The 19957-nt window shown below is 43.8% G+C and carries 17 protein-coding genes; all 17 read right to left on the reverse strand.

What is annotated here, in order from left to right; genetic code table 11:
- Positions 1-16: 16 nt before the first annotated feature.
- On the reverse strand, positions 17-1423 hold the full coding sequence (locus DXD11_RS14180) for an HlyD family efflux transporter periplasmic adaptor subunit (RefSeq protein WP_158579419.1): 1407 nt from the start codon (positions 1421-1423) through the stop codon (positions 17-19).
- A gap of 94 nt (positions 1424-1517) precedes the next feature.
- The gene (locus tag DXD11_RS03200; protein ID WP_015534931.1) at positions 1518-1937 is read right to left on the reverse strand and encodes a hypothetical protein; all 420 of its coding nucleotides are present in this window, start codon (positions 1935-1937) and stop codon (positions 1518-1520) included.
- A gap of 73 nt (positions 1938-2010) precedes the next feature.
- Positions 2011-3006, reverse strand: coding sequence for a D-alanyl-D-alanine carboxypeptidase family protein (locus DXD11_RS03205; RefSeq protein WP_242849648.1), 996 nt, complete (start codon positions 3004-3006; stop codon positions 2011-2013).
- Between the two features lie 52 nt (positions 3007-3058).
- The gene (locus tag DXD11_RS03210; RefSeq protein ID WP_022216472.1) at positions 3059-3454 is read right to left on the reverse strand and encodes a methylglyoxal synthase; all 396 of its coding nucleotides are present in this window, start codon (positions 3452-3454) and stop codon (positions 3059-3061) included.
- A gap of 10 nt (positions 3455-3464) precedes the next feature.
- Positions 3465-4628 carry an FtsW/RodA/SpoVE family cell cycle protein gene (locus tag DXD11_RS03215; RefSeq protein WP_117548965.1) on the reverse strand — a complete coding sequence of 388 codons (1164 nt, stop codon included), beginning with the start codon at positions 4626-4628 and terminating at the stop codon, positions 3465-3467.
- The gene (locus DXD11_RS03220; RefSeq protein ID WP_117548966.1) at positions 4579-4908 is read right to left on the reverse strand and encodes a cell division topological specificity factor MinE; all 330 of its coding nucleotides are present in this window, start codon (positions 4906-4908) and stop codon (positions 4579-4581) included. Before DXD11_RS03220 ends, DXD11_RS03215 begins: the two co-directional genes overlap by 50 nt.
- A gap of 16 nt (positions 4909-4924) precedes the next feature.
- Positions 4925-5716 (reverse strand): septum site-determining protein MinD, encoded by a 792-nt coding sequence (gene minD, locus DXD11_RS03225; protein WP_022216474.1) that lies wholly within the window; start codon positions 5714-5716, stop codon positions 4925-4927.
- Positions 5717-5741: 25 nt separating this feature from the next.
- A complete protein-coding gene (locus tag DXD11_RS03230; protein ID WP_055144455.1) occupies positions 5742-6446 on the reverse strand; it encodes a septum site-determining protein MinC in 705 nt (234 codons plus the stop codon).
- 46 nt (positions 6447-6492) lie between these two features.
- Positions 6493-9330 (reverse strand): penicillin-binding transpeptidase domain-containing protein, encoded by a 2838-nt coding sequence (locus DXD11_RS03235; RefSeq protein ID WP_118757756.1) that lies wholly within the window; start codon positions 9328-9330, stop codon positions 6493-6495.
- Positions 9330-9839 carry a rod shape-determining protein MreD gene (gene mreD, locus DXD11_RS03240; protein ID WP_022216476.1) on the reverse strand — a complete coding sequence of 170 codons (510 nt, stop codon included), beginning with the start codon at positions 9837-9839 and terminating at the stop codon, positions 9330-9332. Before mreD ends, DXD11_RS03235 begins: the two co-directional genes overlap by 1 nt.
- A gap of 22 nt (positions 9840-9861) precedes the next feature.
- Positions 9862-10728 carry a rod shape-determining protein MreC gene (mreC, locus tag DXD11_RS03245; RefSeq protein WP_242992607.1) on the reverse strand — a complete coding sequence of 289 codons (867 nt, stop codon included), beginning with the start codon at positions 10726-10728 and terminating at the stop codon, positions 9862-9864.
- Positions 10728-11456 (reverse strand): RadC family protein, encoded by a 729-nt coding sequence (gene radC, locus DXD11_RS03250; RefSeq protein WP_015534923.1) that lies wholly within the window; start codon positions 11454-11456, stop codon positions 10728-10730. Before radC ends, mreC begins: the two co-directional genes overlap by 1 nt.
- A gap of 59 nt (positions 11457-11515) precedes the next feature.
- Positions 11516-12802, reverse strand: a complete 1287-nt coding sequence (locus DXD11_RS03255) for a methionine gamma-lyase family protein (protein ID WP_117548968.1) — start codon at positions 12800-12802, stop codon at positions 11516-11518.
- On the reverse strand, positions 12799-13755 hold the full coding sequence (miaA, locus tag DXD11_RS03260) for a tRNA (adenosine(37)-N6)-dimethylallyltransferase MiaA (protein ID WP_243105808.1): 957 nt from the start codon (positions 13753-13755) through the stop codon (positions 12799-12801). Before miaA ends, DXD11_RS03255 begins: the two co-directional genes overlap by 4 nt.
- 12 nt (positions 13756-13767) lie before the next feature.
- The gene (gene mutL / locus DXD11_RS03265; protein WP_118757757.1) at positions 13768-15849 is read right to left on the reverse strand and encodes a DNA mismatch repair endonuclease MutL; all 2082 of its coding nucleotides are present in this window, start codon (positions 15847-15849) and stop codon (positions 13768-13770) included.
- 16 nt (positions 15850-15865) lie between these two features.
- A complete protein-coding gene (gene mutS, locus DXD11_RS03270; RefSeq protein ID WP_118757872.1) occupies positions 15866-18463 on the reverse strand; it encodes a DNA mismatch repair protein MutS in 2598 nt (865 codons plus the stop codon).
- Positions 18464-18492: 29 nt separating this feature from the next.
- Positions 18493-19944 (reverse strand): tRNA (N6-isopentenyl adenosine(37)-C2)-methylthiotransferase MiaB, encoded by a 1452-nt coding sequence (miaB, locus tag DXD11_RS03275; RefSeq protein ID WP_118757758.1) that lies wholly within the window; start codon positions 19942-19944, stop codon positions 18493-18495.
- Positions 19945-19957: the final 13 nt, after the last annotated feature.

Below are 19957 nucleotides of genomic sequence, written 5' to 3' on the forward strand. Positions count from 1 at the left end.
ATCTCCTGTGTCTGTACTATTGATATATAAGCTCTCCCTCTTTCATGGAATGTCCATCCAGTAATATTCTGTCATATCTGGATATTCCATATGAAAGATCCGGCTTGATGATCGAGTAATCATCGCCCGATACGATAACCTCTATTCTTCTGAATTCCGCAGTTCCTCTTGATACACACAGAACACCATCCATCGTATACTTGGCGGCTGTGGCAACGGAAAATGTATCCTTGGAATTATTCTTCTGCAGTACCGCATCTGAATCTATACTTGACGGATCAACATAACAGAATCTCTTGTCGGTAAAATATATTATCGGTGATATCTGTTTTATTGAAGTGCTTCCCGAATTGCCGTATGTTACCTGATTAAAATGAGTCAGATCTGAATCACCACTGCCTCCTGTCAGGTAATCCACAGGTATCATATATACATCCTTTGTTATTACGGATGAAGCCGGTATCTTCAGACCGCTGGATTCCTCAAACATGAAGTTGATGTCCAGAAATCTTTCATTTACATACTGCGCGATATATTTGTTGAATGATACCACTATATAATAATGACCATCTTTTTCGATCTTATCGTATGTCAATCTGATCTTTCTGCTCGAATTATTGATGGTAAATGAAGCGTATTCATTCTGTGTAACCTTGTCAAATTCATCCTTGCTGAGCGATATGGCAATATTCCATTCCTCATCGTTGATAAGCTTACATACAGCGCTGCCCGCAGAAACCTGGCCATCTGACTTGAGTGACTGTTTTGTATACACAGTTTTATCAAAAAGCTCAGGTGTCAGATTCTTCACATCGACGCTCTCATATCCATCCTGATAGTATGTGACAAGTCCACTGAATGGTGCCTTCTGGGCATCAAGTGAAAATGATGAAGAACCATTGCTGACCTGCTCAAGAGCAAGCTCCTCATAGAGCTCTAAAAGCTTGTTGTCGATGCTTGTCTTGAAATTATATACATTACCAAAATTGGATGCCGAAAATCCATTTTTGAACATCTTTATCTGATTGTTCAGACTTGTGTAATCTGCGCTCGTGAGAAGTGCTGAACCATTCTCCTGCATGTCGCTCATTGCTGCCTGCATGGAGCCCGAGCTATCAATGGCATATATATTTGCACCCTTGGATACCTTCTCGCCATCTCTTATATAGTAGCATGGTGTTCCCGTCGCCGAGGCGGTTATGACAGTCTCACTTCTTACCGCAAGCCCTGTAGCCGTGAAATCAGTATCGTACGTACTCTGCTCAACCGTGAATATTATCGGATCAGAATCATTAACATACGCAACGACCCTGATGAGTATATATATGAATACGAATGCAAAAAGGAATGTTCCAAAGCCCGGCATTTTGAGCTTTGGAAGTTCGATCTTTGTCTTTTGTTTTTTTCGTTTTATTGTCGCCATAATATGTCTCCCGTAATTTACTCTGGCACAGAAAATGGCTGGCAACATACATATGCCAACCACATTCTATCTGAAATATAAGGCGGCATCCAGCTTATAATGCCGCAATAACGCAGTCCTTGAAATCCTCTGGTACGTCATTGACATCTGTTGCCAGACAGATCACTATATCAACATTGAACATATCGGATATGTTCTTTATCTCGTCCAATGCCTCAACGATATGTGACTCTCCAACGTATGCAACCGTCTTAAAATTATCTATATAAATCTTCTCAATATCACTGTTCTGGGAGATTATTCCTCGCACGAATCCGGTGAACGAATCCAGCTTGCTAATTCCATAGCTTGTACAGTTGATCATCTTGACTCTGTTGCTGAGCTCATAGAGATGCTTGTTGTTATTATCAAGAAATACTACCGTACCGGAAACAACCTTTACTTCATTGTTGACCTTATCTATCAGTGCCTTTGTCTTTCCCTTACCCTTATCTCCTGCAATAATGTGAATCATTTTTCATGCCTCCTGAATCTTGGTGTAAAATTTATACAAATAATGTCCGTATCATATATGTCAGATACACACATCACTTTGCCTTATTTATAAGTTCAGTCATGGCGCTGTACAGTGCCTCTTTTCCATCTGCTCCGGCTACAAGAGCAATATACTCTTCACCGGTGGAATCGTTCTTAAGCTCCATGATAAGACAGTTGAGTGCCTCCTCTGTGGTTCCGGTCTTCCACGAACCTATCGAGTATCCATCTGGAAAATTTACCTCACCAGTTAAGAATTCATTTGTCGGCTCTATGGTTACCACCTGTTCATTGCCATCTGCATCCGTGTATGTGAAATCATATGTATCAAGTGAATCTATCACATACGCAAGGTCATGCTTTGAAAATTCCTTTATTATAAGATACAGATCATACGCTGTAGTGTAATGGTCATCGTCGTGAAGTCCGTGACAATTGACAAAGTGGGTATTTGTCGCACCGATCTCCTTCGCCTTTTCATTCATCATGTCACAAAATGCTGATTCGCTGCCGGCTATCAGCTCTGCAAGTATAACACCACAGTCATTGTATGATGTTATCATGAGACCGTACAGCAGGTTCTTGACCGTCAGGCTACAGCCTCCGACCAGGTCACTGGCCATGGCATCCCAATCGTCAAATGTGACCTTTCTGTTGAGAGTTACCACATCGTCAAGGGATATATCTCCCTTTTCTATGCTCTCCATAACGAGTATACCTGTCATGATCTTGGTCATACTTGCCGGATATATCTTTCCATGTACATTATGAGCCACTATGGTATCCTTGGTCGTCTCATCGACAAGCATAGCGGCATAACATCCGTTGTAGTTTGCGGCATCTATCTCCTCGCCCTGTGCTATCACAGCGTTATCGTATGCCATTCCGAGCTCCCCATACACCGGAAGATCAGGCAACACACCTATGTCGAGCTGTTTTCCAGCTTTGTAGGTCTTGCTTCCGCAGCCGGTCAGAAGGACCATCGACAACACAAGTATCAAAGAGATACTTCTTCGCATGTATTTTCCTATTCTGCTTTGATTAAACATAATATAACCTCCGAAATATATTCAACAGCCTGATAACGGTGCTGAAATATATTTACTTGTAGAATTCACGCCAGTCAAGATCTCCTCTGTCAAGTGCCAGTATAAGAAGCTCGGCAGTTGCCAGATTAGTCGCAAGCGGAATATTATGTGTATCACACAATGTAAATATGTTGTTTATATCAGGTTCATGATTCTTTGGATGAAGCGGATCTCTCAGAAAGATGACCATATCGATGTCATTGTTCTCTATCTGTGATCCGAGCTGCTGCTCACCGCCAAGATGTCCTGCAATATATTTGTGAACTGTAAGATTGGTAACCTCCTCAATAAGTCTTCCGGTAGTTCCTGTTGCGTAAAGCTCATGCTTATTAAGAATTCCTCTATATGCTATACAGAAGTTCTGCATCAGTTTTTTCTTAGCATCATGTGCTATCAAACCAATATTCATGAAAATCCTCCTAATACTTTTTCTTTTGCAAATTTATATTGAGAACCATGCCCATTCCGGCACACAAACTGACGAGTGAACTCAGTCCGTAACTTATGAATGGCAAAGGTAATCCCGTGTTCGGAAGTATGGATGTGGCAACACCAATATTGATAAATGACTGGATGCTGACCAGTGCTGCCATACCTGTTGCTATATACATTCCCTTTTTATCACCGGAACGCCTAGCAACCCTAATACATTGTAACACTATGAGCAGTAAAATTGCAATAATAATAACACTTCCGATGAAACCTAATTCTTCTCCCACTGCCGAGAATATAAAGTCTGTCTGCTGCTCAGATATGAGATTTGTATCTTTTACGGTTGCCACATCAGAGCTGTTGATCCCCTTACCGGTCAACTGTCCCGATCCTATGGCCATGATCGAGTTGTTCTGCTGATCCTGGGTGGATCCGCCTCCATACATATGTCCAAGTATACGCTGTCTCTGATATCCGTTCAGAAACTGAGGCAGGTTGTCCTGCTGGATATACCAGAAGAAGCCTCCAAAGAATGGTATGAGTATCAGTACCGCAATACCTATTATCTTGAGTGAGAGCCCCGCTATAAATATGACTATAAACAATGTTGCACATATACATATCGTGGTTGAAAGATCCGGCTCGGCAAATATAAGTCCGATCGGTATTGCAAGGAAAGCTGCAAGCTTCAGCAGCGTCTTTGCCGTGTTCAGATCATCCGCATGTTTTTCAAGAAAAACAGCCGTGCAGATTATCAGTATTATCTTGGCAAACTCCGATGGCTGTATGGTAAATGAATCGGATATCTGGAACCATCTGCTGGCTCCATGGGAATCCGCACCTGATCCTGCCACCAGTACAAGTCCCAACAGCACTATATTTGCAGCGTATAGTACCATGTAGTATTTGCATATGAAATTATAGTCTATGAGTGATACTATTATCATTCCCAGTATACACACCCCGGCACCGATCAACTGCTTTGTGAGTTTTGTCTCATCTACGCTCACTATGATCACAGTACCCATGGCCATGGCTGCTATTATCAGGAAAAACAATTTGAAATTGTAATCCAGTATACTGTATTTTTTTTGATCCTGATCAAGACTGAATTGTTTTAAGTTCAGTTGATCCTTCTTGAATAAGTTCATAATTCACTGATCCTCGTCCTATTGTTCTGTATGTATATTCGTTATCCTTCTTCTCTGTATCCACGCTTAACAATGGAATATATGCCACTAGCATACGCTCCTTGACCTGGATATCGATATCTGATTCCTTTACATTGATGTATCTGTCTATCTCCTGCTTTATGGTATGCTTCATATCGTCCAGGAAATCCGGATTACACCCTATCCTGTCTGAAGCCAGCATGCTTATAAGCCTTTCTTTGGCATAACTTCCTGTGTTATATAAATATATCTTATTCATCCCCATATTCCTCCCTTCAGGCTCTTTTACGTCTGAAAAGCGAACGCAGTGAGCGGTTCTTCCCTGAATAATAATCTTCAACTTCAAGGGAATCATCCACTATCTTTCTGCATATATTCATATATGCATGTCCCGATTTCGTGTTGCTGCACACGACCGGTTCTCCTTTGTTTGTCGATATGACTATGTCCTCATCATCGGCGATTACTCCAAGCAGATCCACTGCAAGTATATCAACCACATCATCGACGGACATCATATTGCCCTTTTTGACCATATCATATCTTATCCTGTTGATTATGAGGTGCTGTTTTTCAATTCCATACGCCTCGAGCAGACCGATTATCCTGTCTGCATCCCTTATGGCCGAGACCTCGGGAGTTGTCACTATGACAGCCCTGTCAGCAGCAGCTATGGCGTTCTTAAAGCCCTGTTCTATACCGGCCGGGCAGTCAATGATTATGTAGTCATACTCGTCTCTTATCTCGTCTATGAGCTTGATGATCTGTTCCGGGCTGACCGCTGTCTTATCCCTGGTCTGCGCGCAAGGCAGCAGGTACAGATTGTTGTAGTTCCTCGCCTTTATAAGAGCCTGCTTATATCTGCAGTTTCCCTCTATTACATCTATCAGATTATAGACTATGCGGTTTTCCAGGCCAAGCACAACATCCAGGTTTCTGAGACCTATATCTGTATCTATCATCACCACTCTGTTCCCGAGGGACGCAAGACCGGTTCCTATATTCGCCGATGTGGTCGTCTTGCCAACTCCGCCTTTTCCTGATGTAACAACAATAACTTCACACATAATAAAAATCCTCCTAAATTTACTATCATATGTAGGTTATATTTATGATTCCTTCATCATTCGTAGCTATCATTGGCATTCTTTTTGCACCCGGAAGTCTGATTCCTGTACTTTTCGCTTTTCCTATCTGCAAAAGCTGTGGGCACATTCTCATCGCTATTATGAAATTGTTTCCAGCCGCCAGCTTACCCGCTATGGCAGCTCCCGCCAGTTCCCCAACGACCACGATATTCTTACCGGATACAACCCTGGCATCCCTGGCAACATCTCCGAGGATAATGACATTTCCCCTGATCTCAAGGGTCTGCTTTCTCCCTATGTCACCGCGGAAGATATATGGTCTTTCATTGTCACTGTGCGTTTTAGTCATATCCGGCAAAGCCATACTGACTTTTGCCTGTTGTGGTTCACGATCCCCATCATCCCGGACACCGGAACCTGTATATTGATCTATGTCAGGTTTAGCTGCAAATCTGACATGAATCTTATCAATGCTGTTTAAAAAACTGATTATCTCCTCCGTGTCTCCACGCTCCAGGGTACATCCCCTGAAAGATATACATACAGTTCCTTTTTTCTGGAAGGCACTTATATTATCGAGGATCCTGCAATACAGATCGCAGCAGATATCATTTACAGACATAGCCGCCGGTACATAGACAACTATGCCTGATCTGTCTGCCTTGATTGATAATCTGTCCATACCATCCATATCATCTGCTCCTGTCATATTATTTCCTACACACAGGTTCTGTGATATATCTTTGGTATCTCAATTAATCTGACATCTGGTTGTTTCCTGTTATGTCAAGCGTATCAAGCTTGTCAGGGTCATACATATATGCGTACACCATTCCGGCAAGCTCCTCTGCGTTACCCGATGTATATCCATGTGGAATAACACATGTTACACTGACCTCAGGGTTCTCATAAGGCGCAAATGACACAAACAATGCGTGATCCGGCCTTGTGGTATCCTCCTCTGCTGTTCCCGTCTTGCCGGCAACATTGACATTTATCTGATTTATAAGAGCCGATGGACTTGTGTGGTCACTTACCATCTGACGCATTCCCCGTTTTATGACCGCCCACTGGCTGTCCGTCAGATCAACTGTATTCTTAGGAACGTTGTCACTCTTATACACTGTTCTTCCATCTATATTTTTTATCTCGTTCACCAGTGTCAGGTCATAACAGTTGCCCTCATTGGCGATGGTTGTCACATATCTGGCAAGCTGGACAGGCGCATAGTTATTTGTACCCTGTCCGATAGAAGAACGTACCGCATCAGTATCTGACACATGCGGATCCATCTCTTCTATCTCCACACCTGACTTCTGGTCAAGTCCAAATAACGAAGCGTACTTCTGTATCTTATCTATTCCCTGTGCATCCTGATATACTCCCTTGCTGTCTGTGGCAAGACGGTATCCAACCTCATAGAAGAAACCGTTACACGATACCTCTATGGCGTCAGCGAGACCAAGCGTTCCGTGTCCGCTTCTGAGCCAGCAGGCCGGTGAAGGAACAACCTTTGAGAATGTACCGTAATCAGTTATCACTGATCCAACGTCTATAACGCCCTCCTGCAGACCCGCTGCAGCAATGAGCATCTTGTATGTGGAACCCGGTGCAGTTCTCTGCATGGTTGCACGATTGTACATAGGGGTCGTCTTATCTTCTGTTATCTTGGCATAATAGTCAGGATCGATCACATTTGTGAGCTTGTTGTTGTCGTAGCTTGGGTAGCTTACCATAGCCCTTACAGCTCCTGTCGCCGGATCGACCACCACGATGGATCCCGAGCATGGGTCAAGAGCAAGCATGGCAGGTGTTATCTCAAGCTTTTTGATCTTTCTGTAAATAAATTCAAAATTGCTGAGGACTCCTGACGTAAATCCCTCGTAATCTTCGTCTGTTGTACTATTAAGGATTCCCTGGTCGTATAACAGGTATATTACCTGGGAACCTGTTATTTCACCTGATAATATCATATATTTGAAGACTCGTTTGTCGAAATCGGAGTCATCCTCAAATTCTTTGAGTACATAATCGACAATAACATTGTATATCTCATCCGTATCATAATAATCACTGCTTGTCTGAATGCCGGTTATGTCTATTACTCCCTGGCTTATGCAGTATTTCAGATACTCATATAATGATATCTTGTCATTTACATAGTTGTTATATGTGTCACTGTCCTTATCCACTGCACTGCTGTCATATATGCCGTTTGAGCTCAGCGTCTCACATATAAACTCCATATAATCCTTGTACTGATCCGAAAGATTATACAGTTCCGTGTGACTGCTCTTCAGAATGTCCGAAAGCGCATTGAGTGTGTACTGCTTGCTTGATACAAATGTGTTGTACACATTCTTTTCATTGTCAGTTGCATTCGCAGCATTAAGGGCCTTTATGTCTATAATGTTGTTGTCAAAGAATGCCGAGTACACATCCGTTATAGGTATATCCTCTTTCTCCTTGGATGTCGTCACGTTCTTGAGATTTGCAAGGAGAATATACGACAATTCCTTTTCAAGTGCGTTGTAGCAGTATTTCTGAAGATCAGAGTCAAGTGTGAGGTAAATATCGTTTCCTGCAACAGAATCAGTTTTTTCTATAATCTCAAGGACTTTTCCCATGTTGTCAACGTACATCTTCTGGGAACCGTCAACACCACGAAGCTGATCCTCGTACGACTGTTCCAAACCAAGCTTTCCAACCATATCATTGGAATCATACTGCTGATCCTCGTCAAGCTTCGCATTGTACTCCTCGAGCTCCTCATTTGAAATGTTGCCGATATATCCGATTATATGCGAAAAATATATGGCATCATTGTATACTCTGTTTGATTCAATACTCACATCCATTCCGAGCAGTGTATCCATATTCTCAGTTATCGCAGCATAGCTCTGCTGACTTATATTGTTGGCGATATCCACTGTCATGTACTGCTGGTATCTGTTGAGCCATACCTCATATCTCACGGCAAGGATCTTGAGCACATAGGCATCCGAATAATCACCCGAGATATTGAAAAGTTCATCACTTCTCATATAGTCAAATACTTCCCTTGCTGTAGCATTCTTCTGTGCATCGGTGAGGGCTTCAACTGAGCTTGCACCATAAACATTCATATAAAATGTATTGAGTTGTGAGCCGCTTATCGTGAATTTCATGTTGCCATTTGCATCCAGCTTGATCGGAAGCTCCACGGACAGACTGTCTCCATTCTGCTCAAGTATAAGTATCGTCTTATAAACTATCTCATTTCTTAGCTCATTGACCGACATATTCTTCTTGTCTGCCGCCTCAGTGAGGTCTGCATTGCTGGTGAAACTCAGATTGTATGAAGATTCGTTAGATGCAAGCAGTTTTCCGTTGCAGTCGTAAATCTTTCCTCTGGTGGCCTTGACCGACACCGTCTTAAGTGATTTGTACTGGAAGCTGGACTGATATTTTTCTCCATTTATGATCTGAAGATTAAACAATCTGTACACAAGCACGCCTGACAGGCACAAAAAAAACAGAGTGACATAAAAAATACGGCTCTTTAACTTTTCTACTATAAAATCTTTGATTATCTCTAATATATCTCTGATCACTATGTCTCACTTCCTTTTTCAGCGCGTTTCAGCCGCTTGTTTATAAAGACAAACAGCTTGAATACTATCATCGTAAGTATGGCTGTGTATATCATATCCGGCAAAATAATATCCTTCATGTACAGCCCAAAACTGAGTCTGTTACGCATTACAAAGAATATTATAAATGTTATGAAATTAAATATGAAATCATCAAGTGTTATGATGATGATAGGCAGCAGTACATCCTCCACGAGGTACAGTCTGTGGAAAAATCCGTTACAGTATCCAATGAGCATATATATGATCATAAAAGGGCCTATGGCAAAGCCAAAGTACAGATCATATAAAAAGCCACAGAAAAATCCCACCAACATTCCCTCTTTTCGACCTCTCATAAGTCCAAAGGACACCGTGAGGATGAGCATCAGATTGGGAGTCGCACCCGCAACTGAAATATATGGAAAAAGTGCTGACTGAAGCACAAAACATATTATGATTAATAATCCAAGTGTGATAACTCTTCTCAATGTCTGTTTAACCTCTTTACTTCTACTCCGAAACAGTTTTCTTGGTCTGGAGGACTATGAGTACCTCCTGTATCTTTGAAAAATCACATGCCGGAGTGATATATGCAGTCTTTGTAAGATTGTTGGAATCTTCCTCTATTTTTGTTACATACCCTATGTTAATTCCCGACAGATATTTGCTTGACACATAGGATGTGACGACCTGATCGCCGACTCCGACCTCTGCGTCCTTGTCAATGTTTTCAGCGATAAGATAGCCATTCTCATAATTGCTGACACTTCCCTCAACATTACAAATAGCCTCTGACGGTAATATCATTCCGTTTACATTTGATGTATCGTCTATGATGGCTCTTACCTTGGCATAATCATTTCCGGCCTCTGTGACTATTCCACACAGGCCGTTGCCATACATGACATTGCAGCCCTCGACAACACCATCATCTGTTCCCTTGTCGACATAGAACACCTGAAACCATCCGCCGGTATCCTTTGATATGACCCTGGCAGCAGTCTTCTTATAATCGGAATACTGGAGATCAAGCTCATAAAGTGCCTGAAGACGTTCGAGCTCATACGAATTCTGCTGGTACTGTGCCACCTGCTTCTGACTCTGTTCAAGCTGATCCTTGAGTGTTTCATTCTCCTTTAACAGTGCGTCATAATTCTGGAATGCCTCAGTTTTGCTCTGAACCCATCTGCCTATGGTATTTACCCCTTTCTGCATGGGTTGGACAAATATGTTGGTAAAATTCCTCACCGGTGCAAATATGCCTCCCGCAAAAAGAGATACAAGCATGAGCACAACGCAAAAGCCTGTGAGTCCAAGCAAAAAATATCTCGGTGTGATCTCTATTCTTTTTCTGTTCCTATTTCGTCTTCGTTTCATTATAAAATACCTCGCTCAGCTAAGCTGACATAGCAGTTATTTCCCAAAATAATATGATCTGAAAGCTCTATCCCTATCAGTTCCCCGGCTCTGTCCATCTCTCTGGTAATATCTATATCCTGACCGCTCGGAGTCGGATCTCCGGATGGGTGGTTATGCACAAGTATGATATAGACAGCATCGTATCTGAGCGCCTCCACAAACACCTCTCTCGGAGATAACATCGAACTGTTCACTGTTCCCTCTGAAATGCGGACATCCTTTATGAGCTTATGCTTCGCATCAAACATGAGGAGATACACGTATTCCTTTTCGAGATATCTTGTGTTCTCCATGAAATAATCCGCAATGCTCTGTGGGGACTGGAACGACAAAAACGGCTTAAATGAAGCCCTGGCCATTCTCCTGGATATCTCAGCCAGACATTTCATCTGTATTGCTTTTACCTTTCCAACTCCGCTTATCTCTTCAAGTTCACTCACAGTCAGGTAATTAAGCCCCACTATACCCTTGTGGACCGGATGGGCATCCAATATCCTGTAGGCTGTGGACAGCGCATTTGCCTTCCTGCTTCCGGTTCTGAGGATGACTGCCAGAAGTTCAGCATCTGTGAGAACCTCAACTCCATACTTAAAGCTCTTCTCATACGGTCTCTCAGTCTCCGACATTTCTTTCATGGAGACCGAAAGTCCTCCTGCAAAATTCTCTTTGCAATAATTTTTATCCATATTTCCTCCTTCCGCCTCTCCAAGCTCCAGAGAAAATTTTATATGGCCGACTAATTAATCTACCATACTATAAGGTTTTTTTCTACCATTTTCTGTAATGACATTATTATGCCGTACTTGGCATGGGGATATGTAAGTCCCCCCTGAAAATATACCGCATAAGGTGGGCGCATAGGTGCATCCGCTGAGAGCTCAATGGATGAACCAGACACAAATGCTCCAGCGGCCATGATGACCGGTGAATCATAGCCCGGCATGTCCCAAGGCTCAGGTCTTACATAACTGTCAACCGGCGCTGCAGCCTGGATTCCTTCACAGAATGCCACGACCCTCTCAGGAGTCTGAAGCTCAACAGCCTGAATAATATCGTATCTGTCCTCTGTGCTGTCAGGAACAGCCTTAAAGCCCAGTCCCTCGTATACATTTGCTGCAAATATCGCACCCTTAAGCGCACTTGCAGTAACTGTAGGTGCCATGAAAAGTCCCTGAGTGAGAGCCTTTGTATTGCCAAGTGAGGCTCCAACCTCCTTGCCGAGTCCCGGAGTCGTGAGTCTGTATGAAGCATTCTCCACATACTCCTTCTTACCGCATATATAACCTCCTATCGGTGCAAGTCCGCCTCCCGGATTCTTGATAAGAGAGCCGACTACCAGATCAGCCCCAACATCCGACGGCTCTATATCCTGTACAAATTCTCCGTAACAGTTATCTACCATACATATGATATCAGGATTTACACTCTTGACCGCCTTTATGGCCTCACCGATCTGCTGTACAGACAGCGTCTTTCTGACTGCATATCCCTTAGATCTCTGTATCTCCACAAGTCTTGTGCGGCTATTGATCGCATTCTTTATTCCGTCAATGTCAAAGTTTCCATTCGGTAGCAGATCCACCTGGGCATATGTGACACCATACTCTGCAAGTGAACCCCTTGACTCCCTGATACCAATGATCTCATCCAATGTGTCGTACGGCTTTCCCGCTATGGCAAGGATCTCATCTCCCGGGCGCAGATTACCAAACATGGCCGTGCAGAGTGCATGGGTTCCGCACACTATCTGTGTCCTGACAAGAGCATCTTCCGTGTGGAATACATCTGCATATATCCTCTCAAGGGCATCTCTTCCGTCATCTGTATAGCCATAGCCTGAAGAGCCGGCAAAATGCGCCTCGGACAATCTGTTGTCCTGCATGGCCTTCAGGACCTTGAGCTGGTTTATCTCACTCACAGCATCGATGGCTGCGAATCTATCCTTAAGTTTCTCCTCCACACTGTTGCAGTATTCAAACACCTTTTCATCCACATTCAGTGATCTGTAGTAATCCTTTAACATATCTTTCATCTCTGTATAATCTCCTTTTCGCGAAGCCTGTCCAGCATAAATGACAATATTTCAGACTCGCTGTCGTACTCACTTTTATCAACCCAGGTCACATGTTTTTCCCTCTTGAACCATGTGATCTGTCTCTTGGCAAAATGCCTTGTATCTCTCTTTAGCGTATATACTGCCTCATCCAGAGTGCATCTGCCCTGAATATAATCGATTATCTCCTTGTAGCCAAGCCCCTGCATTGACACCAGCTCCCTGCTGTAACCCTCGCTCACAAGCAGTTTTACCTCGTCCAGAAGCCCTGCCTCAAGCATGATATCTATCCGTCTGTCTATTCTATCATATAATTTCTGTCTGTCATCATTTAACACAAAATATTCAAAATTATATGGTGACTTCTTCTGCGACTCAGTCTCGTTATGTTCAGATATCTTCATACCTGTTTTTTTATAAAATTCAAGAGCCCGTATCACTCTTTTTACATTGTTCTCATGTATCTTTTCAGCGGATTCAGGGTCGACCTCCGCTAGCATGTCATGAAGAAATGTCTTGCCGTGGGTATCTGCAAGGTTCTGCAGCCTTTCCCTGTATGACATATCATTGTCATTTTCCTCAAAATCTATATCATACAAAAGCGCCTGGATATAGAAACCGGTACCACCTACTATGATTGGAATTTTTCCCCGGGAATATATATCCTCCATAGCACGAAGAGCATATTTCTTGAAAAACACAACGTTGAACTCTTCTGCCGGATCCAGAATATCTATCAGATGATGCCTTACCCCCTGCATCTCCTCCGGCTCTATCTTCGCCGTTCCAATATTCATCTTTCTATATACCTGCATGGAATCTGCGGATATGATCTCGCCATCCACCGCCTTTGCCAGTCCTATGGACAGTGCCGTCTTGCCGACAGCCGTGGGGCCGGTGAGGATTATCAGTGGTTTCATATTCTTATCCATCATGTTAATCTCCTACACTATTCGTTTAAACTTCTTCTCAATCTCCGCCTCCGTCATGGATATGACAGTCGGACGTCCATGAGGACATGTGTATGGATTTTCAAGCTTTAATAGCTGATCTATAAGTGCGTCAGCCTCCTTGAAGCTTATCTCCGTGTTACCCTTTATCGCAGCTTTGCACGCCATGGTGGAAAGCTTGTGTATAAATGTATCTATGGTCACCTTTTTAGCACTGCTGCTTGCATCCGCTATGAAGTCTATGAAAAGCTCTCTGCCATCAAGGCCAAACAGGTTGTCAGGAACAGCGTTCAGCTTGAACTCCCTGCCTCCGAAGTTCTCTATCTGATATCCAAGTGCCTCGAACATCTCCATATTTTCATGAAGAAACTCTATCTCTGCGGCACTGAGTGTAACGACCGCTGGAGGCATAAGATACTGTGAGTATATCTTCTTATTCTTGTAATTCTCCATAAGCTCTTCGTACTTAACCTTCTCATGGGCGGCATGCTGATCCATTATGAAGAACTTACCATCGTACTCTATGAGCCAGTATGTCTTGAACAGCTGTCCTATGAGTCTATGCTTAGCACGTGCCTCCTTTGTCAGGAACTTCTCCTGGAACATATCCTGCTGTACATATTTTTTTCCGGCTTTCTCAATATAAGCTGCATCTGAAGCTGCAGATACTGTTGAGTCTGGTGTTGCCGCTGTGACCGAAGGTCTAGCAGGTGCCGGAGCTGTATATGCCGGACTCTCGTTTACCACATTCCTGTTTTGTACTACAGATCTCCCCAGATCATTCTTTCTATCCGCATATATGTAGTTTCCTGCCGGCTTCTCCGTCTTGTTATTATCTATGACGTCTGATCCTTTATTGTTTGAGCTGCTAGTCTCATCTATGATCTCTATAACCGGGCGGACCGGCTGTGGTAATGTCTGTGGTTCTGCCGGACAAAGCTGCTCAGGCTGACTCTGCGGTACAGTCCTCTCCTCTGCCCTGACTATCGCCTCACGCCTCTTATTCTCGAACGCCTCCGGTGCCTTGCCAACATCCCTCTGCTTGAAGGTCTCCGGCTTTGGATCCTTCCCCGGCGCCACATCAGGAATGAGCTCCTTGAATAACAGTGTCTCCCTTATGGCATTGTAGGTGAAGCTGTATATATCCTGACTGTTGGCGAATTTCAACTCCATCTTGGTCGGATGTACATTTACATCGAGGAGATCGGGTCTCACCTGGAAATTGATCTCGGTGAATGGAAACTTGTGTATCATGACAAATGTCCTGAAAGCATCCTCGATCGCCTTGGTGAGCACCGCACTCTTTATATATCTGTGATTTACATAGTAGCCCTCAAATGATCTGTTGCCCCTTGATATACAAGGTCTTGCTATATATCCGGAGATCTTCATATAGTCATTTTCCGCATTTATCTCAAGAAGATTTGAGGTGATGTCTCTTCCATAGATATGGTAGATTATGTCTCTGAGTTTGCCATTGCCTGATGTGAACAGCTTGTCTGTTCCATTTGTAATGAACTTAAATGAGATCTCCGGGTGTGACATGCATATACGGCACATCAAGTCGTAGATATAGCTTGTCTCCGTGGCATCAGTCTTCATGAACTTCTTTCTCGCCGGTGTATTGTAAAAAAGATTTCTGACAATTATGGTTGTTCCACCCGGAGCACCTATCTCCTCGCTGGATATCTCCTTACCGCCATGTATCTGGTATCTGAGACCGGTCACATCATCAGCGGTCTTGGTGATCATCTCAACCTGTGCAACCGCCGCTATACTTGCAAGTGCCTCACCACGGAAACCAAGAGAAGAGATACTCAGGAGATCCTCGACTGTCACAAGCTTACTTGTGGCATGTCTGAGGAATGCAAGCTTGACCTCATCCTTCTTTATGCCTGCTCCGTTGTCGGTGACTCTGAGAAATGACAGTCCGCCTCCCTTTACCTCGACGGTTACCGCTGTGGCACCTGAGTCTATAGAATTTTCCACAAGCTCCTTGATGACCGAGCTCGGCTTCTCTATAACCTCACCGGCTGCTATCTTGTTTATCGTATTCTGGTCTAATACTTTTATCATCACTTATCGCTCCTTATTATTTAAGTCGCTCTTGCAATTCATTTAAATAAAGCAACGCCTTCATAGGTGTCATGTTGGACAGATCAACACACTTTATGTCCTCGATCACCTGTGATTCGGCAAGTGAGCCGAACATTGACATCTGGGTGTCTTCTTTCTTCGGCTTGAAATCATTTGTAACCTTTATCTCCTTCAGCTTGGTTGTTATGTCCTTGTCTATAAGCTGATTACATATCTCATTTGCTCTCGCTATAACGACATCCGGCACACCGGCAAGCTTTGCAACCTGTATACCGTAGCTTCTGTCGGCACCGCCCTTGACGATCTTTCTGAGGAACACTATGTCGTCTCCGTCTTCCTTGACCGCTATACAGTAGTTGTTGACTGCCGACAGCTTACCCTCAAGCTCCGTGAGCTCATGGTAATGTGTCGCAAACAGAGTTTTTGCTCCGAGCAGTTCACTGTTGCTTATATACTCAACGACAGCCCAGGCGATCGCCAGACCGTCATATGTGCTTGTTCCTCGACCTATCTCATCAAGGATGAGAAGGCTGTTCTTCGTGGCATTTCTGAGTATATTTGCGACCTCGCTCATCTCCACCATAAATGTGGACTGTCCTGATGCAAGGTCGTCGGAAGCTCCCACTCTTGTAAATATCCTGTCGCATATGCCTATATTGGCAGATGCCGCAGGGACAAAGCTTCCAACCTGAGCCATGAGAACTATGAGCGCAGTCTGTCTCATATATGTGGATTTACCAGCCATGTTAGGACCGGTGATGATAGATATCCTGCTCTCATGGTTGTTCAGATATGTGTCGTTTGTGATGAACATATCGTTGTTCAGCATCTTCTCAACGACCGGATGACGTCCGTCCTTTATGTCGATGACTCCATCTGTATTGATCTCAGGTCTAACATACCCATTTGCAACAGCCACATATGAGAGTGAACACAGAGCGTCGAGCATGGCTATGCTGTGTGCTGTTCTCTGTACCCTTGTGAGCTCTGCAGCAAGGGTGTCCCTGAGCTCAACATATGTGTCGTACTCCAGCGCAACAAGCTTGTCGGATGATCCGAGTATAACTCCAGCCAGTCTGTCAAGCTCCTCGGTTGTGTATCTCTCAGAATTGGCAAGTGTCTGCTTTCTGATGAAATAATCCGGCACAAGACTCTTATATGAATTGGTTACATCAAAATAATATCCGAACACCTTATTAAACTTTATCTTGAGATTCTTGATTCCGGTCTTTTCCTTCTCTCTGGCCTCAAGCTCTGCGATCCAGTTCTTGCCATCAGTTGTGGCATTCTTCAGAGTGTCTATGTCCTCAAGATAGCCATCTTTGAATATTCCGCCCTCTCTGATAAGTATAGGCGGCTCATCAACTATGGCACGGTCAAGAAGGTCATAGAGATCCTGCAGATCATCTATTCCATCCCTGATCTCGGTGAGCTCATCCGAATGGAATTCACCGAGAAGCTGTATTATAAATGGCAGAAGCTGTATGGACGTCTTAAATGCCAGAAGATCTCTCGGATTCGCTGTTCTTAACGATATCCTCGTCATAAGTCTCTCGAGATCGTATATGGTATTCATGTACTCACGGAGTTCGTCTCTGGTTATGACAGAGTCGTTGAGCTCTGTTATCGCGTCAAGTCTGGCTTCTATATCATCTTTGTGGATAAGGGGCTGCTCTATCATATTTCTGAGCATTCTCGCTCCCATGGCCGTTTTGGTCTTGTCAAGCACCCAGAGTAGTGAGCCTCTCTTCTGCTTATCCCTGAGTGTCTCTGTCAGCTCCAGATTCCTTCTGGATGAGCTGTCTATGATCATGAAGTCCTCTATGGAATATATATCTATTCTGTTGATATGATCCAGTGAGTTCTTCTGTGTCTCATGTAGATACTGGAGAAGTGCGCCCGCTGACAGCAGCATATCCTCCTGCTCATCTATGCCGAGACCATCTATTGATCCGGCCTTAAACTGTCTTTTAATGAAATCCTCACAGGTGTCATCGTTAAAATAATGAGACGGAGCCTCCGATATCGTTATCTTCATCTTCTCCTTCATGTAATCAAAGTTCAGGCCACATGACAGAAAAACCTCATTCCCTATGATCTCCGTCGGTGAATATTTGTTGATCTCATCGTACAGCTTGGATGTGGATGAGATATGACATGATCTGAACTCTCCGGTAGTGATATCACACACTGCCACGCCATACTCATCATTACAGCCAAATATACACATGAGATAGTTATTCCTCGTCTCATCAAGAATAGCCTGGGACATATTTGTACCAGGCGTAACTATACGTATAACTTCTCTTTTTACTATACCCTTTGCGAGCTTCGGATCTTCCATCTGCTCACATATGGCTACCTTGTAGCCCTTCTCTATCAGCTTGTTCAGGTATATGTCACAAGCATGATACGGAACACCGCACATTGGTGCGCGCTCCTCCTGACCACAGTCCCTGCCGGTCAGTGTTATCTCAAGTTCCCTGGATGCCGTCAGGGCATCGTCGAAGAACATCTCGTAGAAATCTCCCAGTCTGTAGAAGAGAATACAGTCCTTATACTGATTCTTAACTTCCATATACTGAGCCATCATTGGTGTTAATGCTGCCACTTCAACTACTCCTATTCTGCTAATTCACCCATGTAATAAAATCCCTTACACTCAACAAGCTTTACATTCAGGATCTTTCCAACCATCTCCGCACACCCAGGGAAATGGACAAGTATGTTGTTGGAGAGTCTTCCGGTCAGAAGGCCGTCGCCCTTCTCGTCAAAGCCCTCAACCAGAACCGGCTGTGTCTGTCCCTTTATCGCAATGGTCTTCACATCACTTATCTCCTGCACACGCCTTAAAAGCCTGTTGTATCTATCCTGTATCTCTTCCTTCGTGGAACCATTCTCCATTCCGGCGGCAGGAGTTCCTGTTCTCTTTGAATATATAAATGTAAATGCGGTGTCATACTGTACTTTCTCAACCACGTCCATGGTCTCAAGGAAATCCTCCTCGGTCTCACCAGGGAATCCCACGATTATATCAGTGGTGAGTGATATCTCCGGAACCTTTGCCCTTATGCGGTCAACCAGTGCAAGATATGACTCTTTTGTGTACCGTCTGTTCATCGCATTCAGTATCTTTGTCGAGCCCGACTGTACCGGCAGATGGAGATGTCTGCAGATCTTTTGATTCTCCGCGATGACATCTATCAGTTCATCCGACAGATCCTTTGGATGTGAGGTCATGAATCTTACTCTCTGTATCTTCTCTATGGCACACACACGCCTCAACAGTTCCGCAAATGTGATCGGATGCTCAAGATTCTTGCCATATGAATTGACATTCTGCCCGAGGAGCATGATCTCTACCACTCCGTCGTCAGCAAGCCTCTCACACTCAGCTATGATATCCTCCGGATTTCTGCTTCGCTCCCTTCCTCTTACATATGGAACTATACAGTAGGTACAGAAATTGTTGCATCCAAACATGATATTTACACCTGATTTGAATGGGAATTCCCTCACCGCAGGAAGATCCTCCACGACATCCTTGGCATCCTTCCAGATATCTATGACCATGCTTCCGGATTCTATCCTGCTCACAAATATCTCAGCAAGCTTATATACATTGTGTGTTCCAAATACCATATCGACAAACCTATAGCTCTTGCTTATGGTTGTCACCACATGCTGCTCCTGCATCATGCATCCGCACAGAGCTATCTTCATCTCAGGATTTTTCTCCTTGAGGTGCTTCATGAGACCAAGGTGACCATAAACCTTTCTGTTGGCATTCTCCCTGACCGTACATGTGTTATATATTATAAAGTCCGCATGTTCGGACTCGGTCCTAACATATCCCATCTGCTCAAGTATTCCGGCAAGCTTCTCAGAATCCCGGACATTCATCTGACAGCCAAATGTCTGTATGGAACAGGTAAGGTCACGTCCCAGCTCTTTGCTTCTTGCTGTGACATACTCCCTGCCCTTTTTTATAAAATAATACTGCCTCTCCGGTTCCTCAAACGGAGCTGGAAGCCCCAGATCTATGCCGTCAATAACTTTTTCCAAATCATTCATAATCTCTATGTAT

Source organism: Coprococcus sp. TF11-13 (assembly GCF_003481085.1).
In the GTDB taxonomy this organism is placed as follows: Bacteria; Bacillota; Clostridia; order Lachnospirales; family Lachnospiraceae; genus Coprococcus; species Coprococcus aceti.